The following is a 10,815-nucleotide window of genomic DNA, read 5'->3' on the forward strand; positions in this document are numbered from 1 at the left end:
GATCAGTCTATGCTACAAGAACAAGGTCGCTAACCCAAGGAAACTCACAAATCCGATCACATCAGTTGCTGTCGTCAATACCACTCCACCGGCTAAGGCCGGATCAATGCCAATTCGCTTCATAAACATCGGAATACCAAATCCCGATAGCGCTGCGATTAACAGATTGATAATCATAGACGCCGCTAACACCAGACTAATCCGGAGATCGCTAAACCAAAAATAGGAAACCAGCCCAACCACAACTGCCCAGGTCATGCCACTGATGGCTGATATCGCAATTTCTTTATATGCTAACCACTTAGCATTCGCTGAACTGATTTTACCAGTGGCTAAACCGCGGATCATTAATGTCAGAGTTTGTCCTCCGGCAATACCACCCATACTGGCAACAATTGGCATGAGTACAGCCAACGCGACAATTTTCTCAAGCGTTGCTTCAAACAGACCAATTACCCATGCAGCCAGAAAAGCTGTTACAAGGTTAATGCCTAACCAAAAGAGTCGCCGCTTCGCACTTGGCAATATCGGTGAAAATAGGTCTTCATCTTCATCTAAACCTACCGCGCCAAGGATTTGATGATCCGCTTCCTCATGAAGAATATCCACCATATCATCCAGCGTGACGCGCCCTAAAAGTATGCCGTCATCATCAACCACCGCCACTGACACTAAGTCTAAGTCGCGAAACATAATCGCTAGCTCGTGTTGTGATGCCAAAGGAGAGATATTTATCGCTTCCTTATCCATCACCTCTTCTACCAGCATGGACGGGTTATGTGTCAGCAAATCAGACAGGTGCAATTCCCCCTGAAACGCCCTTTGTCTGTCAATCACCATCAGTCCTGAGGTATGAGCAGGGATTGATTCACGGCTGCGCAAGAAGCGTAATACCGTTTCCAATGTAATATCAGAACGAATAGCCACTGCCTCGGTTTCCATCACACGCCCTGCCGAGTCCTCCGGAAACGCCAAACTCGCTTCCAAACCCTGCAGACCTTTATAGTCCAGCGACTGACGAATCGCATCACCCACCTCATCCGGTAAAGTGTCAACCATTTCAGCCAGATCATTGCTGTCCAGATTTGACACTGCCTCAACGACCTGCTCATTCTCCAGATTATTCACCAGCGATAAACGAGCAACTTCACCTAATTCGACCAACACAGCACCGTTTCGGTCTTCCGGAATAATGGACCACAGCTGTCCACGCTGTGAATCCGGAATAGATTCCAGTAACCGCGCTATTTCACTGGCTTCGAGATCAGCAAAAAGCTCAATCAACACGTCTTTGTCGAAATCTTCCAGCGCTTCCAGTACTTCATCAATAAGCTCTGGCTCGTTAATTTTTAATTCAGGCGCTTCTGTCATGTGATGTGTCCGTTTACAGGTTAAGTGTTTAAATTTAGGTTGTTACAAAACGTATTTGAATATCGCCGGCACGAAATTTTTTAATATTCAGCACCAGAAAGCTCAGGCCATTGACTACAATTTCGTCACCAGGGTTAGGAATCCGTTTCAGTTCTTTCAGTAATAAATCATCAATGGTTTTAATCTCACTACCAACATCCAGATTGATCCCTGTCATTGCTTGCAAATCCGTCAACTTAGCAGAACCATTACTCACCCAATGATCCACACTCCAGCTTGTTGACCTGCGCTTATCTGAGGGAGCGACATTGTCATTTCCGACATCATCTTTACCTGATACTCCCGGAATCATGCTAACGGCTTTCTTTATGAAACCATTCATTGGATCAGCTCCTTGCATCAATGTGATTACTATTTGGAGTGTTGCCACTAGCCAAAAGTCACATTTTTTGATGCTATCCACCGGCATCTTTTTAAATTAAATATTTCTTCAAAAAATTAAAAATAAATGTGACTTACGCTCCACAGCGCTCGTCTAAGTAGTATAAGCCAGGAAAATAGCTGTTGAACAACTAACTTATGATTGAGAATTTAAAGTCGCAAGCAATGGTGTGTTGCTGCATCAAGCGCAACCTCTGTTAGACGGCATGGAAGGCTGGACTTAATAATATTTGAGCGTAAATCCCGTCACATATCAGCAACGTAAGATGTTGTACCTTTACCTCGACAGAGCAATCGGTCGGGGTCTTTTTTAATTTGATAAGATCGAATTCCGTAAAGCTCTCAACATGAACTGAAAGCGTTTTGATTATAGTTATACACTGCGCCGAAACTAACCCTGACGCATAAATGAATACCCAATACTTAGCCAAGGATCCTACTATGAAAGTTGCAATTTTATCCCGAAACAAGAATCTCTACTCAACACGTCGCTTAAAAGAAGCAGGTGAAGCGATGGGGCATGACGTTGATATTATTGATACGCTGCACTGCTACATGGACATTACCAGTAGCCGCCCAGCTGTTCGCTACCACGGTAAAGAGTTGCCAGAATATGATGCGGTTATTCCACGTATTGGCGCTTCAGTAACATTTTACGGTACAGCGGTAGCGCGTCAGTTTGAAATGATGGGTACGTTTAACATCAATGAATCTGTAGCGATCAGCCGCTCACGCGACAAGCTTCGTTCTTTGCAACTACTTTCACGAAAAGGCATCGGTTTGCCACGTACAGGTTTCGCGAGCAAGTCAGACAACGTAAAAGACTTGATCAAGAACGTCGGTGGCGCACCGGTTGTTATCAAGCTACTTGAAGGTACTCAAGGCATTGGTGTGGTACTTGCAGATACGGCGAAGTCAGCTGAAGCAATCATCGAAGCATTTATGGGCTTGAAAGCGAACATCTTAGTTCAAGAGTTCATTAAAGAAGCGGGTGGTGCAGATATTCGTTGTTTAGTGGTTGGCGGCAAAGTGGTTGCAGCGATGAAGCGTCAAGGTGCAGAAGGCGAGTTCCGTTCTAACCTACACCGTGGTGGCTCTGCGGAAGTGGTGAAGCTAACTAAGGAAGAGCGTGAGACAGCGGTCAATGCAGCGAAAGTCATGGGCTTGAACTTGTGTGGCGTGGATTTACTTCGTTCACAAAATGGCCCAATGGTGATGGAAGTAAACTCTTCTCCAGGTTTGGAAGGTATTGAGAAAGCAACAGGTAAAGATGTTGCGAGCATGGTATTCCAGTTCTTAGAAAAAAATGCAAAGCCACACAGCACAAAAACACGTGGTAAAGGCTAATAAATAGAGACAGTGTTATGAGTACATTACGAATTGGTGATTTTGACATACTACCCGGTGAGCAGCGTAAAATAAACTTGCCTGTTGCAAAGCTATATACCGATGCCAGCGTGTCATTACCAGTACATATTATTCGTGCAAAAAATCCGGGGCCGACGATTTTTATTAGTGCGGCGGTTCACGGTGATGAGCTAAACGGAATTGAAATTATTCGCCGTTTAATTCGTCAGAACAAACTTAGCATCACTAAAGGCACTGTTATCGCTGTCCCAATGGTGAATGTTTATGGTGTTGTGAATCAAAGCCGCTATATGCCTGATCGTCGTGACTTGAATCGTTACTTTCCAGGTTCAGCAAAAGGTTCATTGGCAGGGCGTGTGGCGCATATCTTTATGAAAGAGATTGTGGCGCACTGCAACTACGGTATCGACTTGCACACGGGGGCGGTTCATCGTTCAAATCTGCCACAGATTCGCGCGGATATGAATGACCCGGAAACCAAAGAACTAGCGGAAACCTTTGGTGTGCCTGTGGTGCTGAATTCGAATTTAGTTGATGGCTCATTGAGAGAAGCAGCAGTTGAAAAAAACACCAAAATCTTGCTTTACGAAGCGGGGGAGGCGTTGCGTTTTGATGAGTTTTCTATCCGTGCGGGTATGAAAGGCATCATCAATGTGTTACAGCACTTAGGTATGAAGCGTCGCAGTAAATCCAAGAAAAAAACGCCTTTCATTGCCAATGGCAGTCAGTGGGTCAGAGCCAATGCGAGTGGTATTGTGAACAACATTGCAAACTTGGGTGACCAGATTACTAAAGGTCAAGTGCTTGCTGAAATCGGTAGTCCCTACGGTGAGGTGCTTGATAACGTGATCGCTACGCGCTCAGGTATTTTGATTGGTAAGCAGAATATTCCGTTGGTGCAGGAAGGTGAAGCCATGTTCCACATTGCCTACTTTGATGCGGATGATGAAGAAATTGCCGAACAAATTGAAAATATCCAGGAGTCATTATTGCCTGACTTGGCAGATAGTAGGTACTAAAGAATGAAGTTTGAAAACAAAACAATTATTGGGCGCTTAGAGTCGATCGAATTGCCCGAATTTAACATTACTGGCCTTGATGTACGCGTAGATACCGGCGCAAAAACATCGTCACTACACGTTGATAATCTGGTAAAAAGCACTATCAACGGTCAGCCGACAGTGACCTTTGATTTGCACCCAGACTCGTACGACGTCGAAAAGATTGTGAAATGCGAGGCGCCAATTAGTGATATTCGCAATGTGAAGTCTTCTAATGGTAAAGCAGAGCAGCGTTACGTGATTCAAACGTTGGCCAAACTCGGCTCATTAGAATGGCTGATTGAAATCACACTCACAGATCGTTCCGACATGAGTTACCTCATGTTACTTGGACGTGAAGCGCTGGGTAATCAGTTCTTAGTTGATCCTTCAAAATCATTCTTAGGTGCGGTCAAGTAACATCCAAACTAAAAAGCGGCACCTGCGCATTTAGCATGTGTGCCGCTTAGATTATCACGAAAAGACGACACACGCCTAGGCAATTGCAGAGTTATGGAACGTCACCTGCGGAAACGGAATTTCCCAATCAAACTCAGAGGCTGCATCCACACAATAGCGCTGCAAAGTACGCCTCAAACGATTGTAAATATCGGCAGCATCACCCTTAAAATCGGCAATGACGACTAAGTCCAATGATGAGTCATTCGCTTTAGCAAACTCAACATTGAGGTTTAACAAAATCTTGTCATAGTTTTCATCTGTTAAGCGCTTTTCCAGATAGGCTTTCAACTTTGCTGGTGCCTCAGTTGTCACCATTTTTTGATTATTGTAACTAATCCCAAGCAGCTCTTTAATTCTAAAATTAAGCGATAAATTTTGTGGAGATGCATCAAGGAAGTTACTCAAGGTATACGTACATCGCGCTCCACCGCGTTGGATTAATTCAATCAGCTCAAGTGAAATTCCAATGACTTTACCTCTGGTACCATCCGACAATATGACCCAATCTCCTCTCTCACAAGGAAACCAAGGCTCATTGGTATGGCATGGGCGTGAATTCAAACCGGTTAGTTCACGCAGTTTCACACGCTTGGTGAGGTTGGCTCTGGGGTTATAGAGCGTTGTGAACAAGTTGATATTTTTCACTTCCCAAGGCAATCCATCCATCAGGATACGCTCACCTTCACGCACAGAACCGATATTTAGAAATATCTCTATTTGATGCCAATATCTAGGGATCGCCTCACGCAGGCTAAAAGCAACTCCAATCAATAACAGTATACTTAAAGTAAACAATACCCAGTCTTCGAACAGGTAAAAAACTAACATTGGCGCTAACACCGTCAGTATAATCGTTACTGTACGATGTAATAAATCGATCACTCTGAATCGCACACTGCGGTTTTCCTTTTGATAACCTTTAAGCGTTAAGGTGAGGAATCGATGAACCAACTTTGATGCTAGCAATATCAACAGCAAAGCACCAACTGCCTTTAAGAGAACCCATGCTCGTTTCTGGAAAAAAGTTTTCAGATAACTAGGCGCATTTTCTTCACGGATTTTTTCATCTAATATGTATTTTTCAAGCTGCAACGTTGCTGCGCTTCGCTCCGTTTCCAAGCTGTCTAAACGCTGCTGCCATCGAGCTTTGAGCTTCGACAAATGTGACTTCAGCTCACCACTTTCGGCTTCAGCTTCAAGCTGTTTTGTGTTTTCAATTGCGGTTTTTACAACAGGAATACGTTTATTAACAAACTCAATTCTTTCTCGTAATTCAGCCTTAGCTCTGACATCACTCGTCAGATGATTCATTTCTTTAAGAGTGGGCTCCAAAAGAGAAAAGAACTCTCTTTCAAAATTAAACGTCTCCTCTTTTACCGACCGGAGAATACTGATATCAGTACTTGCAGCAAGATTCTCTATATTGGTAGCAGTATCCTGAGCCTCTTTTACCTTGTCAGCCAAATCAAGGTTGAGTTGTGCTTTTTCGGAGTCAGAAGTTGCACTTTTAAGTAAACCACTCAGCGCTTTTATTTCTTTATCGATCAGTGTTTTTTGTGTAAGCAGAGACGTTAAGGTATCGATCGTCGTCGGCTCTGTGGAGGCAACGGTTTCAGTAACTTCAGTAGCAGGTTGAAAAATGGCAGTATCAGAAGAATCTTCAGCGATTGATGGGATCGTTAGCAACCATGACAACCACAGTAGTATGATAACTCTGAGATAAATATTATGCACAATGATTTTCCCCACTCGTTCATGTCGTATTTGTTGTTGGTAAATTGTACCTTATCCTCAAGGAAAAACAGGAACTAAAAATCTGTCTTTTTGGTTCGCGATGATGACCTTTAATAAACTCATTAATCACATTCAATCTTACCGTCAAAAACATTTGAAAATTTGTGACTTCCAGCCTGAAGCATTCGTCTAAGTAGTACGTGCCACAAAATGGCTTTGTTAAAACTTTTAAATATCAAGGAAGTAAAATGAGAATTAAAAACTTATTATCTATTGCAGCTTGTGCTGCATTGTTAAGTACTGCAGCAGTTTATGCAGAGAGCCACTCAGAAGTTAAAGGTGACTCAGATGATGCTGAGCAGACACGTGTAATTAGCGATACATCAATCGCGATTTACTCTCAGAACCCGTACATTCAAAGCGTGATGGAAAAAACGACCCACATTAAGGCGGATCGTCTTAAAGAGATTTTGGAGCGTGGTGACGAGATCCTTCTGCTTGATGTTCGTCCACGTAGCGAATTCGAGGCTAAGCCAGGTATTGAAGGTACAGCGATGAATATTCCACGTAACTTTCTGGAAGTAGAAGCTTATGAAAAACTACCAGACCAAGATGCGTCAATCATCATTGTTAGTTCAAAAGGTATTCGTGGCGGACTGGCTGCAAATACACTACAGGCAATGGGTTACACCAATGTTCGTAACTTGCTAGGCGGCATCGAAGGCTGGAGCAAGTAATATCGTTTCAAAGCGATCTAGTAACAAATCCGTGAAGTAAGATGTTGTATCTTTACCCCGGCAGAGCAATCCACCGGGGTCTTTTTTTGCCTGGAAATCAGGTTTGTGAACAATGAATCCTTTCTCTGTCACAAACCGTTTAGTTAGGCATAATTCTGATGAATCAATCAGAATCAGATGCAATTTTAATCACCTGTTGATACAAACTTGAATTTGGAATTGACATATTCTGATCATCCTCCAAGCTAATAATGGTGCTCAAAGCCCCTACTTCGCTCACCACGCCAGTGACACCATCCACTTCAATCACATCGCCCTGGCCAAATTGCTCTCTGGCATAGATTCCACTGAGTAAGTTATGCGCCACTTCTCGTGAGCCAAGCCCAACTGCCACCGCTAGCATTAACATCATTCCGCCCACAACGAGCATGATAATGTTATGCAGCAAGACCGTTTCAATGTCCAACTGCTCTAAGGCAACCAGCACGATCACCGTGACCATAATGCCGTAGACCAAATTCCCAAGCGTCTTAGCAGAATTTGACCCTATGGTAGATGGCTTCTCCATGATGGTACGGCGTAAGAATTGCGAGAACATCATACCGAAGATAATGATAACTAGTGCGGTGATGATTTTTGGCAGGAAGCCAATAAAGCCTTTGAATAATTTTACTAATTCGGTGAGTCCAAGCATGTTGGCCGCAGGAACCAAGAAGACGAACAAAACCATCCAGAAGATGATTTTTCCGGCAAATATCGAAGGTCGCTTGACCATGCCAGCATCTTGCATCACCTCAGAGACACCCGCCTTATTACTAATCCTGTCTAAACCCACACGACGCAATAAAGTCTGGCTGATCTTTTTAAAGATCATTGCCACGATAATGCCTAGTATCAGGATAAGTAGTGCACCTATGAGATTGGGTAAAGACGAGATGATCGCTGACCACTGAGCGGTCAGGTTCGACACCACTGATGCTTGTAATTTTTCAAAATCTATCATGGTACTGAAGTCCATTATTATTGGTTCCGCATAGTAATCATCGATGCTTCAGGAACAACTTAGCTATGCTATTAAATAGCATGTACATGGCTGTAATGAGCGCACCGAAAAAAAGAATAATGTCACGCAGAGCGAGCTCATGGAGCCCTCTGCTTAGAATGTTATTAATCCGTGATCGTGAAGATTGCTTGGATGCTACAGAATTGTATTTAAATAGTCGTTTTATATAAGTTTCAAGCTGTTGCTTATCCTGATCACTCATGTGCAGTACTTCTCATGAAGCTTTTTGAACTTCTCTAAGGTGCGGTAGAAGGACATTTTGGTGGCACTGAGCTTTTTCCCGAGTACTTTAGCAATGTCCTCAATGGATAACTCGCTGGTGAACCTGAGAAGAATGACATCACGTTCATCATCTTTGAGCTTACCAATCACACTTTGCACGCAATTGCGGTCATCGTCCTCTTCCAGCTTATCAGCAGTATTCGCAGACTCGTCCTCATAATTTTCAGAGAAGTCATCATCACCATATTCATGAAACTGATTAAAACGCTGTGTTTTGCTGAGTAAGGTTTTACAGTGATTGATGGCAATACTAAACAGCCAGGTCTTAAAGCTGGATCGGAATTCAAACGTTGGAAGTGTGTGAAACACTTTCATAAAGACTTCCTGAGTCGCATCTTCAGCATCACTGTCTATAGACAAATACCGGCGGCACATGGCGTATACCGGCTTTTGATAACGCTTAACCAGTTCTTCATAACTGGTCGCATTGTAAGGTAACTCTTCTTGGGATTGACGAACCAAGGCATCATCATCAAGGTTAGAAATAGCTATAGTCATGAATTACTAAAACAGAGGGGAAATTGGCAGCAACTAATTAATCTGAAAGCGAGTATACAGTAACTAAATTGCTTTTTACCAACCCCCCTCCGTAAAACAGCGAAGGGTTAGGGGAAGGAACCCTTCGCTACTAGTTACCGCTTAACGTAAGCGGTAACTCACCCCCATGTTAAGTGAAGTATCAACATCGTCATTACCATTATTAGAAATGCCGTCGTCAACTTTTAATGCCTTAGCTGTCAACGTTAGATCTAACTGATTATCCAGGTAATAACGGAACGTTGATGACAAAGCATTGCTGGTAACGTCTTCAATTGCACTGTCGCCAGACTTGCTATAGTCCAACAGCCATGAATTTTCCCAGTCAATTTTATCTGTTAATTCATGAGTTAATGTCAATGCATTGTTTACCTGATAAGCAGCATCACCATCACCATAAATTGTCGACAAGCTAGCTACGTTAGATAGCTGTGTGCTGTTATTTAACGGACGGTGGTATTCAGCACCTAAATCCAGTGAAGGATCACCACCATCAGTTCCATCATAGTTACTGATAACTGCACCTAGACCAGCACGTACTAACCAGCCGTATTTACGAGTAGAGATAAACTCATTTTGTAAAACATCACTAGTCTTGATGACCGCACCTGCACTCATTGTGCCGTTGATTTGACCGCTACTTACTAATGCTTTTTCAATATCAGTAATCCACTGCTGATCATAACTGGCCGCACCATACTTACTCTTGTACTCGCTTTCACGAGAAATGATGTTTGCTACTTGCTGATACGTTGCTTTTGAAGGATCTGCTTTCAAAGCGCCTTGTGCACGTAACGCTTCCATCAAGCGAATCGCTTTAGCCATTGGCGTTACGTTGACAACGCGACCGTAACCTAAACCGACACCTACTTTTGCGAATGGGTCTTCAGCATCTTTTTTCACGCCAGCATCCGCAGAACCATACCAAAATGCGCCTTTAGAACCAGGACGGAAATAGTTATCAGCAGTTACGCTACCATTAACGATGTAGTTACTGGTAGACCCAACACCTTTGGTAGTACCCCGGTTTACAGAACCTTCAGCTTGTAATTTAGTGCTGATATTGCGGTTAGGGCTGCTATAAACGCGGTCTAAGTCTAAAGACAAGTCTGCGTTGTAGCCTGATTGACCTTGATTACCATCAGTAGCGCTGAACTGACCTGTGATATAGGCATCTTCGTACGAGCTAGTGGCTTCAGTGTAGTCGTATAAAGTAACTTCAGCAAAACTCATGCTGCTGACTGAAAACAACGCTGCAGAGATTGCAGTAGCTAGTTTGGTATTCGATTTCATTTAATTAATTCCGATTTCTGTAAATAAAAATTGTTGCTCTTGTTACTGAGACTTAGCACGAGAACCGAAAGTCACAATTTTTTCTAAACTTTTTACAAAAAACGAAATTAATTCATGAAAAAGTTTCGGGTACAGGCGGAATCAGCACAAGCTTCCCTGTAAATTTCTTGGCTAAGAACTCTGTCTGAGCTTCTGCTATTGCCGATAGAGGATAGGTTTTGGCGACAAGAGAACGTATTTTACCACGCTTTAACAGATCCAGCAACACAGGCCATTTATCACCCAGGGCAATCGCTTGAAACCACCCAAGGAAATTAGGCATAAAGGAAGCTTTTCGGAGTCCCGCTATGTCCAAGTCCCTGAACAAGCTTCTGGAGTGTCTCGAGTCACTTAACGATCCTCGTCAATCCTGGAAGGTTCTTTACCCCTTAGAGGAGGTCTTGCTAATCGTCCTTGCAGCCACTGCAAGTGGTGCTGATGATTTTGT

Annotated in this window: 12 protein-coding genes; 5 read left to right on the top strand and 7 right to left on the bottom strand. The window is 43.2% G+C overall.

Going from position 1 to position 10,815, the window contains the following annotated elements:
- Nucleotides 1–12: 12 nt before the first annotated feature.
- Together mgtE and DKW60_RS13330 are read right to left on the bottom strand one after the other, a co-directional pair.
- Nucleotides 13–1,371, bottom strand: coding sequence for a magnesium transporter (gene mgtE, locus DKW60_RS13325; protein ID WP_109838151.1), 1,359 nt, complete (start codon nt 1,369–1,371; stop codon nt 13–15).
- Nucleotides 1,372–1,405: 34 nt separating this feature from the next.
- Nucleotides 1,406–1,753, bottom strand: coding sequence for an HlyC/CorC family transporter associated domain-containing protein (locus tag DKW60_RS13330; protein WP_181389696.1), 348 nt, complete (start codon nt 1,751–1,753; stop codon nt 1,406–1,408).
- Between the two features lie 500 nt (nt 1,754–2,253).
- On the opposite strand from DKW60_RS13330, the gene rimK reads away from it, so the two are divergent.
- The 3 genes from rimK to DKW60_RS13345 are packed head-to-tail and all read left to right on the top strand — an operon-like array spanning nt 2,254 to nt 4,640.
- Nucleotides 2,254–3,159, top strand: a complete 906-nt coding sequence (gene rimK / locus DKW60_RS13335) for a 30S ribosomal protein S6--L-glutamate ligase (protein WP_109838153.1) — start codon at nt 2,254–2,256, stop codon at nt 3,157–3,159.
- 17 nt (nt 3,160–3,176) lie between these two features.
- Nucleotides 3,177–4,199, top strand: a complete 1,023-nt coding sequence (locus DKW60_RS13340) for a succinylglutamate desuccinylase/aspartoacylase family protein (protein ID WP_109838154.1) — start codon at nt 3,177–3,179, stop codon at nt 4,197–4,199.
- 3 nt (nt 4,200–4,202) lie between these two features.
- A complete protein-coding gene (locus tag DKW60_RS13345; RefSeq protein WP_109838155.1) occupies nt 4,203–4,640 on the top strand; it encodes an ATP-dependent zinc protease family protein in 438 nt (145 codons plus the stop codon).
- A 75-nt stretch (nt 4,641–4,715) separates the two neighbouring features.
- Here the strand turns inward: DKW60_RS13345 and DKW60_RS13350 are convergent, their stop codons facing one another.
- Nucleotides 4,716–6,416, bottom strand: coding sequence for a mechanosensitive ion channel family protein (locus DKW60_RS13350; RefSeq protein WP_109838156.1), 1,701 nt, complete (start codon nt 6,414–6,416; stop codon nt 4,716–4,718).
- A gap of 248 nt (nt 6,417–6,664) precedes the next feature.
- Between DKW60_RS13350 and DKW60_RS13355 the strand changes: the two genes are divergently transcribed.
- Nucleotides 6,665–7,153 (top strand): rhodanese-like domain-containing protein, encoded by a 489-nt coding sequence (locus tag DKW60_RS13355; RefSeq protein ID WP_109838157.1) that lies wholly within the window; start codon nt 6,665–6,667, stop codon nt 7,151–7,153.
- Nucleotides 7,154–7,316: 163 nt separating this feature from the next.
- On the opposite strand, the gene DKW60_RS13360 is transcribed toward DKW60_RS13355, so the two are convergent.
- From DKW60_RS13360 to DKW60_RS13380, 4 genes are all read right to left on the bottom strand, one after another.
- A complete protein-coding gene (locus tag DKW60_RS13360; protein ID WP_181389697.1) occupies nt 7,317–8,156 on the bottom strand; it encodes a mechanosensitive ion channel family protein in 840 nt (279 codons plus the stop codon).
- Nucleotides 8,157–8,414: 258 nt separating this feature from the next.
- On the bottom strand, nt 8,415–8,996 hold the full coding sequence (locus DKW60_RS13370) for an RNA polymerase sigma factor (protein WP_109838160.1): 582 nt from the start codon (nt 8,994–8,996) through the stop codon (nt 8,415–8,417).
- 141 nt (nt 8,997–9,137) lie between these two features.
- Nucleotides 9,138–10,328: a hypothetical protein gene (locus DKW60_RS13375; RefSeq protein WP_109838161.1), complete on the bottom strand. Its 1,191-nt coding sequence runs from the start codon at nt 10,326–10,328 to the stop codon at nt 9,138–9,140.
- A 112-nt stretch (nt 10,329–10,440) separates the two neighbouring features.
- Entirely contained in the window at nt 10,441–10,650 is a 210-nt protein-coding gene (locus DKW60_RS13380) for a zinc-binding dehydrogenase (protein ID WP_109838162.1), read from the bottom strand.
- A 25-nt stretch (nt 10,651–10,675) separates the two neighbouring features.
- On the opposite strand from DKW60_RS13380, the gene DKW60_RS24675 reads away from it, so the two are divergent.
- Nucleotides 10,676–10,815: transposase family protein (locus DKW60_RS24675; protein ID WP_146203483.1), on the top strand; the 140-nt coding region annotated here is incomplete at its 3' end.

It is taken from the genome of Leucothrix pacifica, assembly GCF_003172875.1.
In the GTDB taxonomy this organism is placed as follows: Bacteria; Pseudomonadota; Gammaproteobacteria; order Thiotrichales; family Thiotrichaceae; genus Leucothrix; species Leucothrix pacifica.

Excerpts from the sequence above, each read along its gene's own strand:
- mgtE (WP_109838151.1), bottom strand. The coding sequence starts at position 1,371 with ATGACAGAAGCGCCTGAATTAAAAATTAACGAGCCAGAGCTTATTGAT.
- DKW60_RS13330 (WP_181389696.1), bottom strand. The coding sequence starts at position 1,753 with ATGAATGGTTTCATAAAGAAAGCCGTTAGCATGATTCCGGGAGTATCA.
- rimK (WP_109838153.1), top strand. The coding sequence starts at position 2,254 with ATGAAAGTTGCAATTTTATCCCGAAACAAGAATCTCTACTCAACACGT.
- DKW60_RS13340 (WP_109838154.1), top strand. The coding sequence starts at position 3,177 with ATGAGTACATTACGAATTGGTGATTTTGACATACTACCCGGTGAGCAG.
- DKW60_RS13345 (WP_109838155.1), top strand. The coding sequence starts at position 4,203 with ATGAAGTTTGAAAACAAAACAATTATTGGGCGCTTAGAGTCGATCGAA.
- DKW60_RS13355 (WP_109838157.1), top strand. The coding sequence starts at position 6,665 with ATGAGAATTAAAAACTTATTATCTATTGCAGCTTGTGCTGCATTGTTA.
- DKW60_RS13360 (WP_181389697.1), bottom strand. The coding sequence starts at position 8,156 with ATGATAGATTTTGAAAAATTACAAGCATCAGTGGTGTCGAACCTGACC.
- DKW60_RS13370 (WP_109838160.1), bottom strand. The coding sequence starts at position 8,996 with ATGACTATAGCTATTTCTAACCTTGATGATGATGCCTTGGTTCGTCAA.
- DKW60_RS13375 (WP_109838161.1), bottom strand. The coding sequence starts at position 10,328 with ATGAAATCGAATACCAAACTAGCTACTGCAATCTCTGCAGCGTTGTTT.
- DKW60_RS13380 (WP_109838162.1), bottom strand. The coding sequence starts at position 10,650 with ATGCCTAATTTCCTTGGGTGGTTTCAAGCGATTGCCCTGGGTGATAAA.